At 64.6% G+C, this 23606-nt stretch carries 21 protein-coding genes; 15 read left to right on the forward strand and 6 right to left on the reverse strand.

The annotated features are described in order from the left end of the window. The first annotated feature begins 73 nt into the window (after window positions 1-73). The 10 genes from phnG to BN2476_RS13875 all read left to right on the forward strand — a co-directional run bounded on the left by phnG (window position 74) and on the right by BN2476_RS13875 (window position 10039). Window positions 74-589: a phosphonate C-P lyase system protein PhnG gene (gene phnG / locus BN2476_RS13830; protein ID WP_087734809.1), complete on the forward strand. Its 516-nt coding sequence runs from the start codon at window positions 74-76 to the stop codon at window positions 587-589. Continuing rightward, window positions 589-1236: a phosphonate C-P lyase system protein PhnH gene (gene phnH / locus BN2476_RS13835; protein ID WP_087734751.1), complete on the forward strand. Its 648-nt coding sequence runs from the start codon at window positions 589-591 to the stop codon at window positions 1234-1236. Before phnG ends, phnH begins: the two co-directional genes overlap by 1 nt. Then, on the forward strand, window positions 1236-2375 hold the full coding sequence (locus BN2476_RS13840) for a carbon-phosphorus lyase complex subunit (RefSeq protein ID WP_087734752.1): 1140 nt from the start codon (window positions 1236-1238) through the stop codon (window positions 2373-2375). Before phnH ends, BN2476_RS13840 begins: the two co-directional genes overlap by 1 nt. Next, a complete protein-coding gene (locus tag BN2476_RS13845) occupies window positions 2372-3292 on the forward strand; it encodes an alpha-D-ribose 1-methylphosphonate 5-phosphate C-P-lyase PhnJ (protein WP_087734753.1) in 921 nt (306 codons plus the stop codon). The genes BN2476_RS13840 and BN2476_RS13845 overlap by 4 nt, the downstream gene beginning before the upstream one ends. Next, a complete protein-coding gene (phnK, locus tag BN2476_RS13850; RefSeq protein ID WP_087734754.1) occupies window positions 3289-4059 on the forward strand; it encodes a phosphonate C-P lyase system protein PhnK in 771 nt (256 codons plus the stop codon). The genes BN2476_RS13845 and phnK overlap by 4 nt, the downstream gene beginning before the upstream one ends. Window positions 4060-4084: 25 nt before the next feature. After that, window positions 4085-4840, forward strand: a complete 756-nt coding sequence (gene phnL, locus BN2476_RS13855; RefSeq protein ID WP_087734810.1) for a phosphonate C-P lyase system protein PhnL — start codon at window positions 4085-4087, stop codon at window positions 4838-4840. 25 nt (window positions 4841-4865) lie between these two features. Next, a complete protein-coding gene (locus tag BN2476_RS13860; protein WP_087734755.1) occupies window positions 4866-5999 on the forward strand; it encodes an alpha-D-ribose 1-methylphosphonate 5-triphosphate diphosphatase in 1134 nt (377 codons plus the stop codon). 406 nt (window positions 6000-6405) lie between these two features. Continuing rightward, on the forward strand, window positions 6406-7188 hold the full coding sequence (locus BN2476_RS13865; RefSeq protein ID WP_087734756.1) for an ABC transporter substrate-binding protein: 783 nt from the start codon (window positions 6406-6408) through the stop codon (window positions 7186-7188). 269 nt (window positions 7189-7457) lie between these two features. Next, window positions 7458-8573 (forward strand): succinylglutamate desuccinylase/aspartoacylase family protein, encoded by a 1116-nt coding sequence (locus BN2476_RS13870; protein ID WP_087734811.1) that lies wholly within the window; start codon window positions 7458-7460, stop codon window positions 8571-8573. A 299-nt stretch (window positions 8574-8872) separates the two neighbouring features. Continuing rightward, entirely contained in the window at window positions 8873-10039 is a 1167-nt protein-coding gene (locus BN2476_RS13875; protein ID WP_087734757.1) for a porin, read from the forward strand. Between the two features lie 132 nt (window positions 10040-10171). On the opposite strand, the gene BN2476_RS13880 is transcribed toward BN2476_RS13875, so the two are convergent. Next, entirely contained in the window at window positions 10172-10399 is a 228-nt protein-coding gene (locus tag BN2476_RS13880; protein ID WP_087734812.1) for a hypothetical protein, read from the reverse strand. Between the two features lie 299 nt (window positions 10400-10698). Here BN2476_RS13880 and BN2476_RS13885 point away from each other — a divergent pair, with 299 nt between their 5' ends. The 3 genes from BN2476_RS13885 to BN2476_RS13895 all read left to right on the forward strand — a co-directional run bounded on the left by BN2476_RS13885 (window position 10699) and on the right by BN2476_RS13895 (window position 12898). Next, window positions 10699-11085, forward strand: a complete 387-nt coding sequence (locus BN2476_RS13885) for a DUF6232 family protein (RefSeq protein ID WP_087734758.1) — start codon at window positions 10699-10701, stop codon at window positions 11083-11085. Between the two features lie 139 nt (window positions 11086-11224). After that, complete coding sequence (locus tag BN2476_RS13890) at window positions 11225-11569, forward strand: hypothetical protein (protein WP_087734813.1); 345 nt, start codon at window positions 11225-11227, stop codon at window positions 11567-11569. Between the two features lie 237 nt (window positions 11570-11806). After that, entirely contained in the window at window positions 11807-12898 is a 1092-nt protein-coding gene (locus tag BN2476_RS13895; RefSeq protein ID WP_235850820.1) for a hypothetical protein, read from the forward strand. 114 nt (window positions 12899-13012) lie between these two features. On the opposite strand, the gene BN2476_RS13900 is transcribed toward BN2476_RS13895, so the two are convergent. After that, window positions 13013-15466, reverse strand: a complete 2454-nt coding sequence (locus BN2476_RS13900) for a glycogen/starch/alpha-glucan phosphorylase (protein WP_087734759.1) — start codon at window positions 15464-15466, stop codon at window positions 13013-13015. Between the two features lie 433 nt (window positions 15467-15899). Here BN2476_RS13900 and BN2476_RS13905 point away from each other — a divergent pair, with 433 nt between their 5' ends. Together BN2476_RS13905 and BN2476_RS13915 are read left to right on the forward strand one after the other, a co-directional pair. Beyond that, window positions 15900-16127 carry a hypothetical protein gene (locus BN2476_RS13905; protein ID WP_087734815.1) on the forward strand — a complete coding sequence of 76 codons (228 nt, stop codon included), beginning with the start codon at window positions 15900-15902 and terminating at the stop codon, window positions 16125-16127. A gap of 367 nt (window positions 16128-16494) precedes the next feature. After that, a complete protein-coding gene (locus BN2476_RS13915; RefSeq protein ID WP_087734761.1) occupies window positions 16495-17874 on the forward strand; it encodes an MFS transporter in 1380 nt (459 codons plus the stop codon). 79 nt (window positions 17875-17953) lie between these two features. On the opposite strand, the gene ltaE is transcribed toward BN2476_RS13915, so the two are convergent. The 4 genes from ltaE to BN2476_RS13935 form a co-directional block, all read right to left on the reverse strand. Further along, complete coding sequence (gene ltaE, locus BN2476_RS13920; protein ID WP_087734816.1) at window positions 17954-18958, reverse strand: low-specificity L-threonine aldolase; 1005 nt, start codon at window positions 18956-18958, stop codon at window positions 17954-17956. 176 nt (window positions 18959-19134) lie between these two features. Continuing rightward, complete coding sequence (locus tag BN2476_RS13925; RefSeq protein WP_087734762.1) at window positions 19135-21882, reverse strand: bifunctional diguanylate cyclase/phosphodiesterase; 2748 nt, start codon at window positions 21880-21882, stop codon at window positions 19135-19137. After that, on the reverse strand, window positions 21882-22715 hold the full coding sequence (locus tag BN2476_RS13930; RefSeq protein WP_087734763.1) for a substrate-binding periplasmic protein: 834 nt from the start codon (window positions 22713-22715) through the stop codon (window positions 21882-21884). The genes BN2476_RS13925 and BN2476_RS13930 overlap by 1 nt, the downstream gene beginning before the upstream one ends. 272 nt (window positions 22716-22987) lie before the next feature. Next, window positions 22988-23569 carry a YdeI/OmpD-associated family protein gene (locus tag BN2476_RS13935; RefSeq protein ID WP_087734764.1) on the reverse strand — a complete coding sequence of 194 codons (582 nt, stop codon included), beginning with the start codon at window positions 23567-23569 and terminating at the stop codon, window positions 22988-22990. Window positions 23570-23606: the final 37 nt, after the last annotated feature.

A 23606-nucleotide genomic window follows, 5' to 3' on the forward strand; every position in this document is an offset into this window, starting at 1 on the left:
GTCTAGACGTTTAGACGAATAGATGCTCAAATGTCTGCACTTGCCACTGACCGTCCACTTCCAGGAAATCCCGATGAGCGCCCCCGCTTCTCCTCCTGCCACCGCCTCCCCTGCCTCTGCCAACGCCGCACGCCGCGCATGGATGGCCGTCCTCGCCCGCACGCCGCGCGCCGATCTCGAAACCGCGCTGAGCCGCGCGATGGAAGGCACGCCGTTCCCCGCTTTCGACTGGCTGCGCCCGCCCGAGATCGGGCTTGCAATGGTGCGCGGGCGCATCGGCGGCACGGGCGATGCGTTCAATCTCGGCGAAGCGACCGTCACGCGCGCCACGCTGCGTCTGCGCACGATCAATAACGATGCGGATGAAGGCGCAACCGTCGGCGTCGCGTGTCATCTGGGACGCGACCGCCGCCGCGCCGAACTCGCTGCTATCGCAGACGCATTGCTGCAAACGCCGCAGCACCACGAACGTCTGCAGCAGCAGCTGATCGCGCCGCTCGCTACGCAACTCGCGGCGAAACGCGCGCAACGTCAACAGGACGCCGCATCGACGCGCGTCGAATTCTTCACGATGGTCCGAGGCGACTGATGAACCCTTCCCCTCAATCCGCGCAGATCGCGCTCTCCATGCTGACGCCGGGCTTCGCCGATCCCGTCCACGATACGCAGACGGTGTTCCGCACGCTGCTCGACGCGCTGTCGCGTCCGGGCAAGGTCGGCACGATCGACAACGTGCTGCCCGCTTCGCGCAGCGACGCGCGCAACAACCTGCCGCACGCGCGCGCCGATCTCGCTGCTTTCGCCGCGCTGCTCGCGCTGTGCGACTACTCGACGCCCGTGTGGCTCTCGCAGCCCGATGCCGTACTCGGCTCGGCGTTGCGCTTTCATACGGGCGCGCCGCTCGTCGACGAGCCGCAAGAAGCCGCGTTCGCCTATGTGCACGACGCCAGCACGCTGCCGCCGCTTACGAGCTTCGCGCCCGGCGCGCCCGAAACACCGGAGCAATCGGTGACGCTGCTCGTGCGCGTCGATTCGTTGACGCAAGGTGCGCCCATCACGTTGCGCGGTCCCGGCATCGAAGACACGCACACGATCGCGCCTTCCGGCCTGCCCGCGCGCTTCTGGCGCGAGCGCGCCGAACTCGCGCCGCTCTTTCCGTGCGGCATCGACTGTTATCTCGTCTGCGGCGACACGCTGATCGGCCTGCCGCGCACAACCCGAGTGGAGCTGAACTAATGTACGTTGCCGTCAAAGGTGGAGAACGCGCGATCGAAGCATCGTGGCGTCTGCTCGACAAGGCGCGCCGCGGCGATACGCAGTTCGCCGAACTGAGCGTCGCGCAGATCCGCACGCAATTGCGTCTCGCCGTCGCACGCGTGATGACGGAAGGCTCGGTCTACGACGAAGAGCTCGCCGCGCTCGCGATCAAGCAGGCAGCCGGCGATCTCGTCGAAGCGATCTTCCTGCTGCGCGCCTATCGCACGACGCTGCCGCGCTTCGGCTATACGCAACCCGTCGACACGGAAGACATGCACATCGAGCGGCGCATCTCCGCGACGTTCAAGGACGTGCCCGGCGGCCAGATGCTCGGCGCGACGTATGACTACACGCAGCGTCTGCTCGACTTCACCTTGCTCGCCGAACGCGACGGCGATAGCGCCGCGCCCTCGAAGCGCAGTGAAAGCGCAAGCGAGGAAGCGATGCCGCGCGTCGTCTCGCTGCTCGACAAGGAAGGCCTGATCGAACAGGAAAGCGTGTCCGAAAGCGCGCCCGAACCCGGCGATCTGTCGCGCGAGCCGCTGTCGTTTCCCGCGAGCCGCGCGACGCGCCTGCAAAATCTCGCGCGCGGCGACGAAGGCTTTCTGCTCGCGATGGGCTATGCGACCCAGCGCGGCTACGCGCACTCGCATCCGTTCGCGGGCGAGATCCGCTTTGGCACGGTGGCCGTCGAGATGGAGCTCGACGAACTCGGCGAGGCCGTCGAGATCGGCGAAATCGACGTGACGGAATGCCAGATGATCAACCAGTTCGCGGGCAGCAGCGAAGTGCCGCCCACCTTCACGCAAGGCTACGGTCTCGCGTTCGGTCACTCGGAGCGCAAGGCGATGGCGATGGCGTTGGTGGATCGCGCGCTGCGCGCCGAAGAGCTCGGCGAAACGCTCGGCTCGCCGACGCAGGACGTCGAATTCATGCTGTCGCACAGCGATAACGTCGAGGCATCCGGCTTCGTGCAGCATCTGAAGCTGCCGCATTACGTCGACTTCCAGGCCGAACTCGAACTCGTGCGCCGCCTGCGCGCGAAGCACGCGGCACGCGATCAGCGCGACGACAGCGATCAGGACGACAAAAAGGACAAAGAGGAGCAAGCGGCATGAACGCGCCCGACACGACGATGCAAACTTCGGCGCCCGATAGCGCCGCCGAGGGCTACAACTTCGCGTATCTCGACGAACAGACCAAGCGCATGATCCGACGCGCGCTTTTGAAAGCGGTGGCCGTGCCGGGCTATCAGGTGCCGTTCGCGTCGCGCGAAATGCCGCTGCCGTTCGGCTGGGGCACGGGCGGCATTCAGGTGACGGCATCGATCATCGGCCGCGACGACACGCTGAAAGTGATCGACCAGGGCTCCGACGAAACAACGAATGCCGTCAACATCCGCCGCTTCTTCGCGCGCACGACGGGCGTCAGCACCACACGCAAGACGAGCGAGGCGACCATCGTGCAGACGCGTCACCGCATTCCCGAAACGCCGCTCACCGACAAGCAGATTCTCGTCTATCAGGTGCCGATGCCCGAGCCGCTCTTCCGGCTCGAACCGCGCGTGGCCGAGTGCAAGAAGCTGCATGCGCTCGCCGACTACGGGCTCATCAGCGTGAAGCTGTACGAGGACATCGTGCATCACGGCAGCATCGCGACGACGTATGACTACCCGGTGATCGTCAACGGACGCTATCTCGCGTCGCCGTCGCCGATCCCGAAGTACGACAACCCGAAGATGCACATGAACGCCGCGCTGCAACTGTTCGGCGCGGGACGCGAGCGGCGCATCCACGCGATTCCGCCGTACACGCCGGTAAAAAGCCTCGATTTCGACGATCACCCGTTCGAGGTGCAACGTTGGGAGCATGCGTGCGCGCTGTGCGGATCGACGGAGAGCTTCCTCGATGAAATGATCGTCGACGACGCAGGCAAGCGCATGTTCGTCTGCTCGGACAGCGACTATTGCCACGAGCGCCGCGAACAGCAAGGGATCGATCAAATCGGGGAACACAACGAAGGAGAAAGCGCATGACGCCGCTTCTGAGCGCACGCGCGCTCACCAAACAATACGGCGGCCGCAACGGTTGCCGCAACGTCAGCTTCGATCTGTATCCAGGCGAAGTGCTGTGCATCGTCGGCGAATCGGGCTCGGGCAAATCGACGCTGCTGAACACGCTCGCACTGCGCACGTCCGCCGATGCGGGCACGCTGCACTACGCGAGCGCGCACTGCGAAACACTCGATCTGCTCGAATTGTCGGAGCCGCGCAAGCGTCTGCTGATGCGCACCGAGTGGGGCTTCGTGCAGCAGAATCCGCGCGACGGGCTGCGCAGCGGCGTGTCGGCGGGCGCGAATATCGGCGAGCCGTTGATGGCCGTCGGCGCGCGCCACTACGGCCAGATCCGTGATACGGCGACGCAATGGATGTCGCGCGTCGAGCTCGACGCAACACGTATCGACGAATTGCCGTCGGCGTTTTCGGGCGGCATGCAGCAGCGTCTGCAAATCGCGCGCAATCTCGTGACGGGCCCGCGACTCGTGTTCATGGACGAGCCCACGGCGGGCCTCGACGTATCCGTGCAGGCACGTCTGCTCGATCTGCTGCGCACGCTGACGTCGACGCTGCATCTGTCCGTGCTGATCGTCACGCACGACATCGGCGTGGCGCGCCTGCTCGCGCATCGGCTGATGGTGATGCAAGGCGGCGAAGTGGTCGAAGCGGGTCTTACGGATCAAGTCCTCGACGATCCGCAGCACCCATACACGCAGACGCTCGTCTCTTCCGTTCTGCCCGTGTGAGGCTCACAACAAGGTCTATCGCATGATGACAACGTCAATCGAAACATCGTTCGTCGACAACAACGCGCTGATGCTGCGCGCCGTCGATATCGGCAAGACGTTCACGCTGCATGGCCAGGGCGGCGTGCAGATCGAAGCGCTCGCGGGCGTGTCGCTCGACGTCGAGCGCGGCGAATGCGTCGTGCTGGTCGGGCCGTCGGGCGCGGGCAAGAGCACGTTCCTGCGCTGCCTGTACGGCAACTATCTGGCGAGCACGGGCACGATCGCGATCCGCGACGAAGCACACGATGCAAAGCACGTGCGGATCACGGGCGCCGAGCCGCGCGACGTGCTGTATTTGCGGCGCAGCGTCGTCGGTTATGTGAGCCAGTTCCTGCGCGTGATTCCGCGTGTGAGCGCGCTCGATCTCGTCGCCGAGCCGCTCGTCTCGCGCGGCGTCGACGACAACGAAGCGCACGAACGCGCCGCTGCATTGCTCGCGCGGCTCAATGTGCCTGAACGCTTGTGGCCGCTCGCGCCCGCAACGTTTTCGGGCGGCGAGCAGCAGCGCGTGAATATCGCGCGCGGCCTGATCGCGGAACATCCCGTGCTGCTGCTCGACGAACCGACGGCTTCGCTCGATGCGGAAAACCGCGACATCGTCGCGGACCTGATCGTCGAAGCGCGCGAGCGCGGCGCGGCCATCGTCGGCATCTTCCACGACGAAGACACGCGCGCGAAAGTCGCCACGCGACGGCTCGAACTGCGTCCACCGCTACGTCACACACCGGCACTACACTGATATCGATCGGATACGGAGCATCCAGATGTTGATCAAGAACGCTCGCGTCGTGACGCGGGACGAAGTTTTCAACGGCGTCGTGCAGGTCGAAGACGGCGCGATTCGCGACGTCGCGCGCGGCACCACGTCCGCCGCCGGCGCCCAGGACTGGGACGGCGACTACCTGTTGCCCGGCCTCATCGAACTGCATACCGACAATCTCGAGAAGCATCTGGTGCCGCGCCCTGGCGTCGAATGGAATACGGATGCCGCGTTCGTGATCCACGACGCGCAGGTGGCGGCCGCCGGCATCACGACGGTGTTCGATGCGCTCGCAATCGGCTCGCGCTCGAGCGTCGGCTTGCGCGGGCGCGACACGCAGACGCGTTGCGCGCAGGCGCTGCACCGCTTCTCGGAGCGCAAGCTGCTGCGCGCCGAGCACTTCCTGCATCTGCGCTGCGAGATCGCGACGCCCGATGTCGTCGAAGTGTTCGATACGCTGAAGGACCATCCGCTGCTGCGTCTCGCGTCCGTGATGGATCACACGCCCGGCCAGCGCCAATGGCACGACCGCGACCAATGGCGCCGCTTCCAGGAGCGCCACGGCAAGATGACGGACGAACACGTCGCCGCGACGCTCGTCGCGCTCGAAGACGAGCAGCAGCGCTTCGCGGACCAGCATCGCCGCGAGATCGTCGAGCGCTGCAAGGCGCTGGGCGTGCCCGTCGCGAGCCACGACGACACGCTCGTCGAGCACGTGCAACAGGCCGCCGAAGAAGGCATCGTGCTCGCCGAATTCCCGACCACGCGCGTCGCCGCCGAAGCCGCGCATCGTCACGGCATCGCGACGATCATGGGCGCGCCTAACATCGTGCGCGGCGGCTCGCACTCGGGCAACGTGTCGGCGCTGGAGCTGGCGAAGGCGGGGCTGCTCGATATCCTCTCGTCCGATTACGTGCCGTCAAGCCTGCTGACGGCCGCCTTCGAGCTCGTCGACAAGGCGGGCTGGACGCTGCCGCAAGCGATGGCGACCGTGTCGGCGGAACCGGCGTGCACGGCCGGCCTGCACGACCGCGGCGCGATCGAAACCGGGCTGCGCGCGGATTTTGTCCGCGTGACGATGCTCGATGCATTGCCCGTGCCGCGCGCGACGTACCGCGCGGGCGAGCGGATCGTTTGATGCGCGCTACTCGATACGCGGTGTTCGATACGCCCTCTGCACGGGCCACCCGGCCCGGTTCGGCCCGCTCAGGTCATTGAGCGAAAAGCGTTTGCCGCACTGCCGCATGAGCGGCAAACGCTCTCCCTAAGGGCCTCCCGCCGCCTTGCGCCGCCCATCGACGGCTGTCGATTAGCTTTCAGCTATTCTTCTTGCCCCATATCACATAAATGCCCTTTAGAGGCAATACTCCTGTGCCATCCGGTGTTTCACTAGCACCGCAAATATTTTGATTTGTTAAGCTTGGCGCGCGCTGCTGGCGGCTGGCCAGCGGCCATTAGACAAGCCCGGACACAACGGCCGGGCATCGTCGCGCAGCGGCACAACCGCATGCGGGACACTTCGAACCACTCCCGGGAGTACATCAGTGAAAAAACTGCTTGCGGCTTTGACGGTTGCCCTGCTCGCCACCGTTTCGATCGGCGCACACGCAAAAGACTGGACCACCATCCGCTTCGGCGTCGACGCCAGCTATCCGCCGTTTGAATCGAAGGGCTCCGACGGCAAGCTGGTCGGCTTCGACATCGATCTCGGCAACGAAATCTGCACGCGCCTGAAGGCGAAGTGCGTGTGGATCGAGAACGACTTCGACGGCATGATCCCGGCTCTGAAGGCGAAGAAGTTCGACGGCGTGCTGTCGTCGATGTCGATGACGCCGCAACGCGCCGAACAGATCGCTTTCTCGTCGAAGCTGTTCAACACGCCGACGCGCCTCGTCGCGAAGAAGGGCTCGAACATCCTGCCGACGGCGGAATCGCTGTCGGGCAAGTCGGTCGGCGTCGAACAGGGCACGATCCAGGAAACGTACGCAAAGACCTACTGGGAACCGAAGGGCGCGAAGGTCGTGCCGTACCAGAACCAGGACCAGGTCTACGCCGACCTGATCTCGGGCCGTCTGGACGCAGCGCTGCAAGACGCCGTGCAGGCTGAGATCGGCTTCCTGAAGACGCCGCGCGGCGCGGGCTTCCAGTTCGTCGGCAAGGATCTCGAAGACAAGAAGATCCTCGGCGAAGGCGCCGGCATCGGCATGCGCAAGGAAGACACCGACCTGAAGGCGAAGGTCGACAAGGCGATCGCCGACATCATCAAGGACGGCACGTACAAGAAGATCGAGAAGAAGTACTTCGATTTCGACGTGTACGGCGGCTGATCGTCGCCGCATCGCGCGAGGCGCGCAACGTCGCGCCTCGCGACGCTACGCAGACGGGCTCCCTTCGGAGCCCGTTTCGTTTTTGGCTCAGGCAAGGCCCAGGCAAGGTCCGGCCCGAAGGCGGGCGTTCGCCCGCGCCGCCCAAATGGGCTAAGATCGAACGGTTCATCGGCGCGATTCGTTGATTTGTTGTGCGCGCCACCGTTTTAAGCCTCATTCCTTTGCAACTACAGCGCGCGCTGCGCGTCGTCCGCAGCGCCACATCGATCATGCAAACCCACAATCATCCGCTGATTTCCCCGACCCTCGGCACCGCTCGCAGCCTGACGAGCTTCCACTACGGTCCGGGCGGCGGCCAGAAGGTCTACATCCAGTCGTCGCTGCACGCGGACGAGCTGCCCGGCATGCTGGTGTCGTGGGCGCTGCGCCGCAAGCTCGAAGCGCTCGAAGCCGCGGGCAAGCTGCGCGGCGAAGTCGTCGTCGTGCCCGTCGCGAACCCGATCGGGCTGAACCAGCATGTGCTCGGCCTGCTCGCCGGCCGCTTCGAAACGAACACCGCGCAGAACTTCAACCGCAACTTCTACAACCTGTTCGACCTGATCGAGCCCGTGATCGAAGCACGTCTGACGGGCGACGCGGACGAGAACCGCGCGATCGTCCGTCAGGCGATGCGCGAAGCGCTCGACGCGCAAAAGCCGCGCACCGAAATCGAATCGCAGCGTCTTGCGCTGCAACAGCTGTCGTATGACGCGGACATCGTGCTCGACCTGCATTGCGACTGGGAAGCGGCGCTGCATCTGTACACGAACCCGGATCTGTGGCCCGACGTCGAGCCGCTCGCGCGCTATCTGGATTCGAAGGCGTCGCTGCTCGCAGTCGATTCCGTCGGCAATCCGTTCGACGAGATTCACAGCTTCTGCTGGTCCGAACTGCGCGCGCGCGCCGGCGACCGATTCCCGATTCCGAACGGCTCGATCTCGGTGACGGTCGAGCTGCGCAGCCAGCGCGACGTCTCATATGAGTTCGCCGAGCACGACGCGCAAGGCATCATCGAATACCTGACGCATCGCGGCGTGATCGCAGGCGAAGCCGCGCCGCTGCCGCCGCTCGAGTTCGCCGCGACGCCGCTCGCGGGCACCGAGCCGATCGTGACGCCCACGAGCGGCGTCGTCGTGTATCGCCAGGAAGTGGGCAAGTGGGTCGACGCGGGCGAGCCCATCGCCGATATCGTCGATCCGCTGACGAACCGCGTCGTCACGCTCAAGACGAATGTGGCGGGCGTGATGTACGCGCGCCATCTGTCGCGCTTTGCCCAGGCCGGGATGGAGATCGCGCGCGTTGCGGGCGCGAAGGCATACCGCACGGGGCAGTTGCTGTCGGCATAACGATGCGTGCGGCGAGCGCCGCTTCGCTTCGCAACGAATCGCCCGCCTCGCGCGGGCGATTCTGTATGCAGCGCCTGAAGCGCTTCTACGCCTGTCAGCGGCGCGGCACAACGCATATGCACAGGTTCGCGTACAAGCCGTTCATACGCGAATGATCACCTGTCGCATTTGTACGACAAATTCATTAGAAATATTTGCTGTCATATTGCTTTCGCTTCCTCCCTATAAATTTGCGCCCGTCGCGCGACCTGCCGGAGAGCCGGGCTCGCGATCGCAACTTTTCAAATCCGGAGAAAGCTTTGAACAAAAAAGTACTTACCACCGCTCTACTCGCCTCGGCTTTTGCAGGCTCCGCACACGCACAAAGCAGCGTCACGTTGTATGGCCTGATCGACGCTGGTATCAGCTACGCGAATCACTCGAAGACCACATCAGGCGGCTCGGAAAAGCTGTTCAAGTATGACGACGGCGTCGCGCAAGGCAGCCGTTGGGGCCTGCGCGGCTCGGAAGACCTGGGCGGCGGCCTGAAGGCACTGTTCGTGCTGGAAAGCGGCTTCAACAGCGGCAACGGCACGCTGGGTCAAGGCGGCGCGCTGTTCGGCCGCCAGGCGTATGTCGGTGTGTCGAAGGACGGGATCGGCTCGCTGACGTTCGGTCGTCAATACTCGTTCTCGACCGACTACCTGGGCGGCAACTATTCGACGGGCGGCCTGACGGTTGCCGGTAACTACGCTTACCACATCAACGACGTCGACCAGCTGACGTCGAGCCGCATCAACAACGCAGTCAAGTTCAGCAGCGCGAACTTCGCGGGCCTCACGTTCGGCGCGATGTACGGCTTCTCGAACTCGACGGCATTCGCCGGCGCACCGGCAACGGGCACGGCGGCCAATCCCGTCGCAGGCTCGTCGCGCGCATACAGCTTCGGCGTGAACTACGCGAACGGCCCGATCGGCCTCGGCGCAGCGTACACGGACATCCGCTTCCCGAGCCAGGCAACGCCGGCCTTCTCGACGACGATCGCAAACGTCGGCACGGGCACCGTGCGCGACCTGCGCACGTTCGGCCTCGGCGGCCGCTACATCATCGGACCGGCGACGCTCTACGCACTGTGGACGAACACGCACTTCGAGCCGCTCACGGGTGGTTCGACGACGTTCAACAACTATGAAGGCGGCGTGAAGTACGCGTTCACGCCGGCGCTGGCGGCTGGCCTCGGCTACACGTACTCGCAATTGACGGGTGCGACGACGGGCCACTTCAACCAGGTGGACGCAAGCGTCGACTACGCGCTGTCGAAGCGCACCGATGTCTACGCGCTCGCCATCTACCAGGACGCATCGGGCAAGACGGGCACCACGCCGATCCAGGCTCAGATCGGTTCGTCGACGTCGTACTTCAACACGTCGGGTTCGGGTTCGCAAAACCAGCTGGCGTTCCGCGTCGGCATGCGCCACAAGTTCTAAGCTGTGCCGCGAAGCGAGGCGCCGTTGCGCGCTTCGCTCAGGCAGAGCTGGACTGGATGAAGAACGCTCCGCTTGCGGGGCGTTTTCTTTTTCTGATGCGCCACTGCCCCTGCCGCGCTTTATGGCGCTGCGCTAATCCGGCGTCACGAATATCCGTATCTCGCCGTTCGGCGTCGGCATGATGAAGTCCTGCGTGCGGCCCGCGCGCACGTCGAAGAGCAACCGGTCCAGCCGTTCGAGCTGCGCCTCCTTTTCGCCCGCAGTCAACCCATGGGCGTCATCCGAATCCTTCAGCAGCGCCTGCCGCGCGGTCAGAATGCGTGCGACCGCGCTCGATCTCGATACGAAAACTTCTTCCATCCCGGCTACATCCTTCAGGCGCGGCCACATGGAAACATCCCACGCCGCGCCAGCTACGTTCAAAAAACAATGCGCCAGCCGTTGCTCCAGCGCGCAATGATTTTATGGGCATGCGGGAATTCCTGCCGCGATGCGTACATGAACGCATTCGCAAGCGACACGCTGCCAAGCCTCCAACACTTGTCATCGAAGCGGCCGCGACCCAACGCCGCAATGCCTGTTCCCGAACGTGGCGTGCCAACCGGCCCGCCGCGCGATCTGCTACGCTGCGCCCTTTCCCTCAGCCTGAATCTGTGAAGATGGAAATTCCATTCAATGAACGCGGCGTCTCGGTCACGCGCAATGCCTTGTCGGCGGCGGGCCAGGTCTTTCCGTTGCGCGACATCCAGAACGTGCGCGTCGTCACCGTGCCCAAGAACAAGGTCCTGCCGTACGCGATTTCGCTGATCGGCGCAGCGGGCGCGGTGGCGGGCGGCATCTATGCATCGCCGGCCGGTATCGTGTGCGGCGTGATGCTGATCGTGGTCGGCTGGCTCACGTGGCGCACGCAGGATGTCACGCATTGCCTGATGGTTCAGACAGGCGAGGCCGAACGCGAAGCGTTGTCGAGCATCGACCTGCCGTTCGTCGAGCGCGTCGCGCAGACGGTCCGCGAGGCGCTCGCCGCCGCCGCGCAGAAAAGCTGACGGCCCACGCAGACACGCGCCGTCTTTACGGAAAATTGACGGCGCGCGCGGTTCCTTTTTTCACGAGCTTGAGATGCCGCCCGCTACAGTGGACGCGTCTCAACAGCCGCGCCGCCAATCCCGCGGCGGCGCATCGACGATGCAATCGCAACCCATCCTCGCCTCATCGCGCGCCGCTTCCCGCCGCACGCAGGCCACGAATCTCGCGCAGCAACCGGCGTTGTCCCTCGTGACGATCGACGTGACCGTGCCCGGCACATCGTCGGCGTCGGGCCGCCGCGCATTGCAGAAAGCGCTTAGCGAAGGCTCGCGTCTCTTCGTGATCGACCTCGACAAACGCAACGAGTGCATCACCTTTCGCGTTGATGTGATAGCGCGCAGCGTCGGCGACGTGGTCGGCGCACTCGCGGGCGCGCTGCGCCGCGCCACCATCGGCCGCGTGCACGCGGTCTGCGTCACGCATTCGATCGCACGGCACCACTGAACGCCGCGCAGCGAACAGGCGCGATACCGCGGCACGTACACACATTTTTGCAGGTAGCTCAGACCGCGCGCGTAGAGTCGGCGGTCCTGTCATCTCGCGTGCCCTCGCGCCAGGCCAAGCGCGCGTCGCGGACGGGAGCCGTCCATCCGTCCGCATTCGCCGAAACCTGAAGCGCCACGCCTGCCCCGCGGAGCGTGGCTGTCGCCGGGACCACGCATTTTCTGCAAGGTGTGTGCGATGCCTGTCCCGCTGTTTGTCCCGCTGTTTGCCTCGCTGTCCGTTCACCGCTTCCGGCGCATGACCCGCCTTGCCGGCGCGCTGACCGTGCTCACGCTCGCGGCCTGCTCCACGCCGATCTCGACGCCCGTTCCGCCCGAGCTGAAAGCGAGCCTCATCAACGAAGGGCGCGACGGCCTGCTCGTGCCGCTGAACGCCGAGCGCAGCGACACGCACGGCCGCACGTCGATCGGCCTGCCCGTGCAGATGGACGGCAAGGCCGTCTATCTGATGCTCGATACGGGCACGCGCGGCGTGCGTGTGCTGTCATCCGTCCTGCCGCGCTCGAACTATCCGGCAGCAGGCGCGCGGACCTCGCTTGCCTTCGCGACGGACGCACAGGTTTCCGGCGCCGTCGTCAAGGTGCCGCTGAGCATCGCGGGCACGAAGCCCGTCGATGTCGCCGCGCAAGCCGTCGACGAAGTCAGCTGTCTGAAGACCAATAAGCACTGCGTCGCGCAGGACGGCTACACGGGCGAATTCGGCTGGGCGTTCTCGGGCATCCTGGGCATCGGCGCCGACGAGCCGCGCGACGCCTGCTGCACGCAGCCGATGCGCGCGCTGCCCGCGAACATCGGCCAACGCTATCTGGTGCGCTCGAATCTCAATCGCCCGTTTCTCGTTCTGAGTCCATCGAACACGCTGACCAGGGGCTTCACGCTCGTGCCGTTCTCCATCGCGAAGGACGGCTCGACGCAATGGCCGACAGGCTGCGTGCAAGTGGCCAACAAGATGCGCTTTTGCGCGCCTGTCGTCTTTTCGACGGGCGGCACGGACATGATTCGCGTCGAGACCGACAAGGCACCCGACTGGGCCGGCGATACCGACGAGCACAAGGCATTTGCGCAAGGCAACTACGACGTGGTGCTCGGCGTCGGCGACTGGGCGCATCGCTTCAACGATGCGCAAACGGCCATCGTGAAAGCCGCGCCGGGCGCGAACCGTATCGTGATCGGGCTGATGTCGCTGCAAGGCATCGACGTGCTGTTCGATTTCACCAACGGCAAGCTCGGCTTGCGCGCATCGCGGGAAATCGAACGGATGGGCGGCTGAAACACGCACGCTTCGGCCGAAGCCAACATACGAAGCCAACGTAAAAAGCCGCCGCGCGATGACGAATCGCGCGGCGGCTTTTTCAATCGTCGAACGAGCCGAACGAGTTGATCATCACTCGATGTCGACGGGCTTCACGTTCCAGATATCGCGCGCGTACTCGGCGATCGTGCGATCCGACGAGAACTGCCCCATGCCCGCGACGTTTTCGATCGCACTCGACGTCCAGCCGCGCCGGTCGACGTAGCGTCTGTCGACCTCTTCCTGCGCCTTCGCAAACGCCGCGAAATCCGCGAGCACCATGTAGTGGTCGCCCCAATCGACGAGCGTGTGGAAGATATCCGAGAAGCGCAGCGGATCATCCGGCGAGAAGAACCCTGTGCGGATCTGATCGAGCGCCACCCTCAGCTCCGGGTTGTGCTCGTAGATCTCGCGCGGCCGATACCCCATCGCGCGCAGATCGTCGACCTGATCGGCCGTATGCCCGAAGATGAAGATGTTCTCGTGGCCGACGGCATCGCAGATCTCGATGTTCGCGCCGTCCATCGTCCCGATCGTCAGCGCGCCGTTCAGCGCGAGCTTCATGTTGCCCGTGCCCGACGCTTCCGTGCCCGCCATCGAAATCTGCTCGGACAGATCGGCGGCGGGAATGATCAGCTCGGCCACGCTCACGCCGTAGTTCGGCACGAACACGACCTTGAGCTTGTCGCCGATCAGCGGATCGTTGTTCACCTTCTGGGCCACGTCGCCGATCAGCTTGATGATCGTCTTCGCCATCCGGTAAGCGGACGCCGCCTTGCCCGCGAACATCACGACACGCGGCACCCAGTCGCGCTCCGGATGCGAGCGAATGCGGTTGTAGCGCACGATCACGTGCAGCACGTTCAGCAATTGCCGCTTGTATTCGTGAATGCGCTTGACCTGCAGATCGAAGAGCGCTTCGGGATCGAATGCCATCTTCGTGTGCTGCTGAAGCCGATGGATCAGGCGCATCTTGTTCTGCCGCTTCGCTTCATGGAACGCGTCGATGAACGCCGCGTCGTTGCGCAGATCGCGCAGCTTCGACAGTTCGAACAGATCGCGCCGCCAGTGCGTGCCGATCTGATCGTCGATCAGCTTCGACATCGACGGGCTCGCCTGCGCGAGCCAGCGGCGCGGCGTCACACCGTTCGTCACGTTGGTGAAGCGCTCAGGGAACATGCGCGCGAAGTCGGCGAAGATATCGCGCGTCATCAGTTGCGAGTGCAACTTCGAGACGCCGTTCACCTTCTGGCTCGCAACGATCGCGAGATGCGCCATCCGCACGCGCCGTTGCCCGTATTCGTCGACGAGCGAAATGCGCCGGATCATGTCCACGTCATGGCCCGAATGCTCGCTCACGTGCTTGAGAAACTCGGCATTGATCTCGAAGATGATTTCGAGGTGGCGTGGCAGCAGGCGCGCGAGCGCCTCCACGTCCCACGTTTCGAGTGCTTCGGGCATCAGCGTGTGGTTCGTGTACGAGAACATCTGCTGCACGTCTTTCCATGCTTTCGCCCACGGCACGTGATGCACGTCGACGAGCAGACGCATCAGTTCGGGAATCGCGAGCACCGGGTGCGTGTCGTTCAGATGCACCGCGACCTTCTCGGCGAAGCGGCCGAACGTGCTGTGTGTTCTTTGGTAACGACGGATCAGGTCCTGCATCGTCGCCGACACGAAGAAGTACTCCTGACGCAAGCGCAACTCGCGGCCGGCGGGCGTGGAGTCGTCGGGATACAGCAGGCGCGATACGTTCTCCGACATGTTCTTCGCATCGACGGCACGGCGATAGTCGCCCTGATTGAACGCCGACAGATCGAGTTCCTCCGTCGCGCGCGCTGACCACAGGCGCAGCGTGTTCGTCGCGCTCGTCGCGAACCCGGGGATCACGGTGTCGTAGGCCATCGCGTTCACGTGCTGCGTTTCGATCCACTCGACGTGGCCGTCGCGCTGCACCGTGCGCCCGCCGAAATGCACGATGTACTGCACTTCGGGGCGCGGAAACTCCCAAGGGTTGCCCGCGCGCAGCCAGTAGTCCGGCGTTTCGATCTGCTCACCGTCGACGATCTGCTGCCTGAACATTCCATATTCGTAGCGGATGCCGTAGCCGAAGCCCGGAATGCCGAGCGTCGCCATCGAATCCAGGAAGCAGGCGGCGAGCCGTCCGAGGCCGCCGTTGCCGAGCGCCGCATCCGGCTCGAGATCGGTCAGCGATTCCATATCGACGCCGAGACCCGCCAGCGCTTCCTTCATCTGGTCATAGATGCCGAGCGCGAGCAGCGCGTTCGTGAACGTGCGCCCGATCAGAAATTCCATCGACAGGTAGTACACGCGTTTCACATCCTGCTCGTATTGCAGGCGCGTGGTTTTCATCCAGCGCGCGACGAGCCGGTCGCGCACAGCGAGCGCCGCGGCATGCAGCCAGTCTTGCGGGCGCGCGGTCACGGCGTCCTTGCCGACGCCGTACATCATGCGGTTGGAGATCGAGCGCCGCAGCGCATCGACGGTACTGTTGAGCTGGTCGAATTCCAGATCCACCGCTGTCATCGAAACCTCCGGTAAATCGACGCGGCGCGCGCTTTATTGCATGCCTCTCGTGCGCGGGCGGCGCGAGCCGGTCTGGTGGATAAATAAGCAGAGTAGGACATTTTGCGCGATCCCGCGTCTGCCGCCGTGGGTTGTGTCACTGGGTTCGTGCGCTGCTTTCCTGCGTCTTTGTGCAGGATTGCGCCCGGTATCTATCCAAGCAGACACCAGCGACAGCGGCACAGTTCCATGATCGCCGGCTTGAGATTCCATCCGCATGTCGCCTGTCGTCTTTGCGTTTCGCACGATGCGGGTGCAGACGGCTCTGATCCTTGCACTAGTATGGATGAGTAACAAGGCGGATCGGAGACAGCATCGGCTGTTGCGCCGTTCCCCGTCCCGTTGCGTCTCGCTGCCCAGCCGCTCGCGTCGCCGCGCTCCGATGGAGGTCGAAATGAACGCACAATCCGTGCTCGGTATGATCCACGCGCAGGAACTGCTGATCGTGTCCCTCATCCGCGCGCTCCCGCCCGACGCGCGGCGCAAGGTTTCCGACGAGTTTCACGGCCAGGTCGAACTGGCCGAGGCACCGCATCTGAGCGACGGTCATGACCGCGACTTGACGGAAGCATTCAGGGCACATATCCGCAAGCTGTCGATCCTGCTGGCATCGTGTAGCTGAAATCGGCGGCCGCGGCTGGATGGCGGGCTGTTGGTCGCTGGATCACGCAGCGAGTCGGCTCATTCCCCGCTATCGCACCCCAAACTCATCCGCGCGGCGCGGGCTTGGCGGTTAGTTGCATCACACGCAGCCGCGCGGGTTCTGGTAAAGCACGCGCGTCTCGCAAGCCAGCGCCCCTTGCAACCACCTTTCACACAGGTCATTTCTGCCTGCCTTCGAGCACGATCCGCGCGGCTCTGCAACAATCGCTACATTCGCGCCGAGTGCCGCTGCTGCCCGGCGCGCGCCTGTTGCGCCATTCCCGCCCTTAGCCGAGCCGTCCTTGTCCGAGATCACGCCCTCCCCGGCGCGCGTCGCCGACGCGCCGATGTCCACCCGTCACCGCTATGCATTGGCGGCGATCATGCTGTCCGTCGCGCTCGCCTCGCTCGATACCGCGATCGCCAACACCGCGCTGCCCGCGATGGCCGCGAATCTGCATGCGAAGCCGGCCGCGTCCGTGTGGATCATCAACGCGTATCAGCTCGCGATGGTCGCGACGCTGCTGCCGCTCGCCGCGCTCGGCGACATCGTCGAACACCGGCGCATCTACATTTGCGGCATCGCGGTGTTCACGGCGGCCTCGCTGGCGTGCGCGCTCTCGCCGACGCTGCCCGTGCTCGCGGGCGCCCGCGTCGTGCAGGGACTCGGCGCGGCCGCCATCATGAGCGTCAACACGGCGCTGATCAAGCATATGTACCCGCCGCATCAGCTGGGGCGCGGCGTGGGGCTCAATGCGCTCGTGGTGGGCGTGTCGTTCGCCGTGGGACCGACGGTGGCGTCGCTGATCCTGTCCGTCGCCAGCTGGCCGTGGCTCTTTGCCGTCAACGTGCCACTCGGCGTTCTGGCGCTGTCGTTCGCGCTGCCGGGACTGCCGCGCACGCCGCGCGGCACGCATCAATTCGACAGGGTCGCGGCGCTGTTGAATGTCATCACGTTTGCCGCGCTGATCTTCGCGCTGGGCGAAGCGGCGCAACGCGCGCCGTCGACGCTCGTGCTGGGCGCGGCAGCCGTCGCCATCGTGTTCGGCGCGCTGCTGATGCGCCGCGAAGCCGGCCACCCCGCGCCGATGCTGCCCGTCGATCTGTTCAAGCTACCCGTGTTCGCGCTTTCGTCGCTCACGGCCGTGTGCTCGTTCGCCGCGCAAGGGCTCGCGTTCGTCTCGCTGCCGTTCTATTTCGAGGATGTTTTGCATCGCAGCCAGGTCGAGACCGGCTTTCTGATGACGCCCTGGCCGGTGATCGTCGCGCTTGCGGCGCCGTTTGCAGGACGGCTGTCGGACCGCTATCCGCCGGGACTGCTGGGCGCGATCGGCCTCGCGATCCTATGCGGCGGCATGGCCTCGCTCGCGATGCTGCCGCCGCATCCGCCCGTGCTCGACATCACGATTCGCATGGCGATCTGCGGCGCGGGCTTCGGCTTTTTCCAGTCGCCCAACCTGAAAGCGCTGATGGCGAGCGCGCCGCCTCATCGCAGCGGCGGCGCGAGCGGCATCATCGCGACGTCGAGGCTGATCGGGCAGACGACGGGCGCGGCCCTCGTCGCGCTGAGCTTCAGCATCGCGGGACGCCATGGCCCGACGCTGTCGCTCGCGACGGGCGCCGTGTTCGCCGGCGCGGCCAGCATCGCGAGCGGCTTGCGGCTCTTCGCGCCGTCGCATCGCGCGCAGACCGCCGCCGCAACCATGACGGCGGCGAAGGAGCGATAGGCGTCAATGCGCGCGTGCGCCGCGGACAACACGGCACGCCGTGCGGTCCACGACACGACGGCAGCGCGCAGCCCGCCGATCAGCGCGCGAAATACCCCTTCACAGCTGCGACGAACGTATCGATGTCGGCACGCGACACGTCCATGTGCGTGACGAAACGCGACGCGTACAGCATCTGCGTGAGGATGCCGCGTTCCTTGAGCCACGCTTCGAGCGGCGCGCAATGCTCCTGCGGAAACTGCGCGAACACCATGTTGGTGGCGTGCGACTGCACCTTCACCTGATCGATCTGCGCGAGGCCCGCGGCGAGACGCGCGGCGTTCTCGTGGTCTTCGGCGAGACGTTCGACGTTGTGCTCGAGCGCATACTGGCACGCCGCCGCCAGCAGGCCCGCCTGCCGCATGCCGCCGCCCAGCACCTTGCGCCAGCGGTGCGCAACGTCGATCAGTGCCTTGCTGCCGACCAGCACCGAACCCACGGGCGCGCCGAGCCCCTTCGAAAAGCAGATCGACACCGTATCGAACGGCGCGCACAGCGCATCGAGCGGCTGCTTTGACGCGACGGCCGCATTGAACACGCGCGCGCCGTCGAGATGCGTCGACAGCCCGCGTTCGCGCGCAAGCTGCGTGGCTTCGGCGACATAGCCCGCGAGCAGCACCTTGCCGCCGATCGTGTTCTCGAGCGCGAGCAGGCGCGTGCGCGCGAAGTGATTGTCGATGGGCTTGATCGCGGCCACGATCTTGTCGAGGGGAATCGAGCCGTCGAGCGCGTTCTCGATCGGCTGCGGCTGGATGCTGCCGAGCACGGCCGCGCCGCCGCCCTCGTACTTGTACGTGTGCGCGGCCTGCCCGACGATGTACTCGTCGCCGCGCGCGCAATGCGCCATCAATGCGGCGAGATTGCTCTGCGTGCCGCTCGGGAAGAACAGCCCTGCCTCCTTGCCCGCGCGCCCGGCGACGGTGGCTTGCAGACGCTGGACCGTCGGGTCGTCTCCCCAGACGTCGTCGCCGACTTCGGCGGCTGTCATCGCGGCAAGCATGTCCTTGCTCGGCCGGGTCACGGTATCGCTGCGCAAATCGATCATGTGCTTTTCCTCGTGGATGACGAAGCGCCTCACGCACAACGGCACGACGCGTGAAGCGCGCAATTGAATCCACAGAGTTTATCAACTCCGCCCGCGATGAGCAGTTAGCCGGATGGCCAGGCATCGCGCTTCAGTCGGCGGGCGGGGTCGTCAGGCACGCAGCAAACAGACGGACCTCAGGGCGTCGCCACGGCCCACTGCTGCGAATCGAAGGTATCGGCGAACGCCTCGAAGCCTTCGATGGGAAGCGGGCGGCAAAACAGATAGCCCTGATACGCGTGACACCCCGCGTCGGCGAGAAACCGACGCTGCGCTTCCGTCTCGACGCCCTCCGCGATCACGCCCAGCCCGAGGCTTTGCGCGAGCGCGACGATCGCGCGCGCGATCACGGCATCGTTCGGATCGTCGAGCACGTCGCGCACGAACGACCTGTCGATCTTCAATTGCCCGAGCGGCAGGCGCTTCAGATACGACAGCGACGAGTAGCCGACGCCGAAGTCGTCGAGCGAAAACACCACGCCTTTCGCGCGCAGCAACGACATCTTGCGGATGATGTCCTCGACGTTGTCGACCAGCACGCTTTCCGTCAGCTCGAGTTTCAGGCGGCTCGGATCGGCGCCCGTGCGCGCCAGCACATCGAGCACGCTGGCGACGAAATTGACTTCGCGAAGCTGGTGCACGCTCACGTTGACGGCAATCGACAGATGCGCCCTGTCCGGGCGCGCCGCCCATCGCGCGAGCTGCCGGCAGGCCATTTCCAGCACCTTGTCGCCGAGCGCGAGAATCAGGCCCGTCTCTTCCGCGAGCGGAATGAACTCGGCGGGCAGAATCAGCCCGTGCTCGGGATGCTGCCAGCGCACGAGCGCCTCGGCGCCCGTCACGCGATCGCCGTTGAACACCTGCGCCTGGTAATGGACGAGCAACTGGTCTTCGTCGATCGCCCGGCCCAACGCCGCTTCCAGCGCCGCGCGTTCCATCACGACGGTCTGCATCGCCGGATCGAAGAAGCAGATCGCGTTGCGCCCGCTTTCCTTCGACTTGTACATCGCGAGGTCGGACTGTTTAAGAAGCTCGTCGATGGACGTTTCGTGTCCCGTGAAGAGCGTCGCGCCGATGCTCGCCGTCGTGCGGAATTCCGTGCCGTCGAGATGGTACGTTCTGGAAAGCGCCACCAGCACCTTTTCGGCGGCAGCCTCCGTTTCGGCCGCTGCGTCGTCACGGTTGCGGCTCAGGTCGCTCAGCACGATCACGAACTCGTCGCCGCCCATGCGCGCCACCGTATCGCCTTCGCGCACGGCCGACAGCAGCCGGTACGCGACCTGGCTCAGAAGCAGGTCGCCCTTGTCGTGACCGAGTGTGTCGTTGAGCGTCTTGAAGTTGTCGAGATCGACGAACAGCAGCGCGCCGTGCGTATGGTTCTGCGCGCTCAGCGCGATCACCTGCCTGAGCCGGTCGCGCAGCAGCGTGCGGTTCGGCAGATGCGTGAGCGCGTCGAAGAACGCCAGCTCCTTGATCTGCTCTTCCGCGAGCTTGCGCTCCGTGATGTCGTAGTGCGTGCCGACGTAATGCGTGACGCGGCCGTCCTGCGCGGTCACGGCCGTGATCGTCAGCCACTTCGGATAGATTTCGCCGTTCTTGCGGCGGTCCCATATCTCGCCCTGCCAGCCGCCGACACGTTGAATGGTGTCCCACATCTCGCGAAAGAACGCGGGATCATGGCGGCCCGAGCTGAGCATGCGCGGGTTCTTGCCGACCACTTCTTCGGCCGTGTAGCCCGTGCATTGCGTGAACGCCGAGTTGACGCGCAGGATCGTGCCTTTGGCGTCCGTGACCATCATGCCTTCGAGCGAATCGAACGCGACGGCGGCAATGCGCAGCTCCGCCTCGCTCTCGCGAACCTCGGCCGTCATCTTCGAAGCGAACCGCATCGCGCGGCTGCGGCCGCTCGCGAGGCTCCACGCGAGCAGCGCGAGCAGCAGCGAGAGCCCCGTGCCCGTGCAGGCGATCAGCAGCTTCGCGTTATGCCCGAAGCGCGCCTTGAAGTCGTCCTGCGCCGTCATTGACAGCGTCCAGTCGTGGCCGCCCACGACGAGATATTCGTTCGCGGAAATCACCTCGCGGCTCTTCGGCTCCGACGACCGGTAGAGCAGCGACTCCGACGACGGCTGCGTGCCGTCGTAGATCGACAGATAGAGACCGGGCGGCTGTTCGCCATAGAGGCTCGCGAGCACATCGCGCATGCGGAACGCCGCATAGACCCAGCCGAGCAGATGCGCGCGGCGCTCGTCGACGGTATCTTGCGGCTGCCCGTGCATGTAGATGGGCAGGTACATGACGAAACCGGGCAGCGGCGGCGCGCCCGCATCCGATGCGAGCTGCACCTTGCCCGACACCACGGCGAGCCCCGAATCGCGCGAGCGCTCCATCGCCTGGCGGCGCACGGGATTGGCCCACGCATCGTAGCCGAGCAGCGTGCCGCCGTCGGCGAGCGGCGGCTCGCGGCCGATCACGGGCGCGTAGCCGGCGCGCTCGCCGGGCGGATCGATCGCATAGCGGCGGCCGAAGCGCCCGCGCATGTCGGCCATGTGCGCGTCGTGCCTGTCGGCGGGCACCCATTGGACGACGCCGATAGCCTGCTCGCCCGAGACATTCGCGTCGGCGTTGACGGCGCCGATATAGCCGTGAAACGCCTGCAGATCGAGCGAACCGCGCGCCGCGAACATGCCTTGCACGCCGCGCAGCATCTGCTCGTAGGTCGCCATCCGCTGCTCGATGCGGCTGACGGAATCGCCCAACGCGAAGTTGAATTCCGAAAGCAGCTCGCGCCTCGCCGCCTGGCGCTCGTGATCCCATACGGACCAGGTGATCGCCAGCCCGGTCAGGAGAATCAGCAGCGGCAACAGGATGAGGCGCGCGCGGTTCATCACGGTGTCGTGAAGTCGACCATCGAATCGGCCAGCTCGGGTTTGAAATATTTTCTGAAGATGCGGCGCACGGTGCCGTCCGCGCGCATCGATGCGACGAGCGCGCGCCACTTCTCCCGCTCCTCGGGCGACAGCGCCTTCTTCGACATGATGAGGCCGTGCGGCACGGCGGCGTCGTTGAATTCGATGATCGTGGTGATGTCGCGGATGCGCTTCTCATCCAGCGCCGGATAGTCGAACGGCTCGATGATCATCCCCTGAATGCTGCCGCGCATCAGCGCCTGATAAAGCGGCTCCAGGCCGCCCGCCTGACTGACGCGATTGCCCGCGGCGAGCGTATCGACGAGTTCGTTGGCCGACTGACTATACCGGAAGCTCCGTATCACGCCGAGTTGAAACTTGTCGTTGTGTTCGAAATCGGACAACTGCTGGATGCCCGCGTCCTTGCGCACGAGCAGGTAGAACTTGTCGCTGAAGTACCAGGCAAACGACGCGTAGCCGTCGCGTTCCTCGTTCGTGATGCCGGACAGGCTGAAGTCGAGCGCGCCGGATTCGATCAGCTTCCAGATGCGCGCGCGCGACATCAGGCTCACGCGGATCTCGCAGCCGCTGCGGCGGATCATTTCGTCGGCGAAATCCTTGTCGATGCCCGTGTTCGTTTCCAGCGAATACAGTAGGCCGTGGTCGTGCAGCGCGAGCGTAAACGGCCGCGAGCAGTCGGGACCGCTTTGGCTGCTTTCGCTGCTTCGGCTGCTTTGTGCGAATGCGTTGCTGCTCAGGGTGCTCATCGCGATGAGCAGGGTCAGCAGACCGATGAGGCCACGGTGGATCACGGTGACTCCTGTTATCGAAGCTCGGGTTCGGATTCGGGTTCGGATTCGGTCCGTGCCGGACGGCCGGCGAGGCCTGCCATGCGCACTGTCAGCCTCGCATGACGGTTGGCCCGCAGATGAGCAGGCCTCACGCGTTAACGGCAAAGTATCGCGATGACTTGAGCCGCTGTTTCAACAGGCGCTGGTGAAAACGTTTAAGCGGCTAAAGCGTGGGGTCTTGCGGCAAATGATCCATGAATTCCACTTCTTTATTCGTGAAGTGGAATTGCTTATTACCGGTCATTCAGCCCCTTTCCATCGAGAATCTGCTGACTGCACTTTTCGACTCGCGCCGCCCTGGTTTTCGATTGCGTGGGCGCGGAGAAATAGAGAAGGTAAGCGCGTTGCCGGCCCGGCGTCAGCGCATCGAAAGCGTCTTTCAACTCGGGCATTTCGTCCAGTTTGTTCTGGAATTCTTCTGGGACGGCGAATTCGGCGGTCTTTTTTAAAGTCACCTTCAAGCCGGCCTTTTCTACTTCGACGGCTTCGCGGATATAGGACTTCAGGACGTCGGCCATCGCGTCGATGTCGCGCACATCTGTGAACCGTATCTGGCGCGACGACTGCACGTTCTCGGTTTGCGCGATCAGAATGCCTTTCGCGTCCTTTAACAACGCACCTTTGAAAAACAGAAGCGCACAGTATTCCTTGAATCCGTGCATCAGAACGACGTTTCTTTTATCGAACGTATAGCAGGGAACGCCCCACTTCAATTCTTCCGTCAACTGACAGTCGAGAATGATCGCTCTCAGCTTCTCGAACTCTGTCTGCCATTTCTTGTTCTTGCTTAAAAAGGCATCGACCTCCGGATTCATTTGCGGCGCTCCGACACGGAATGAACCTGTTATCTAA

It is taken from the genome of Paraburkholderia piptadeniae (assembly GCF_900007165.1).
In the GTDB taxonomy this organism is placed as follows: domain Bacteria; phylum Pseudomonadota; class Gammaproteobacteria; order Burkholderiales; family Burkholderiaceae; genus Paraburkholderia; species Paraburkholderia piptadeniae.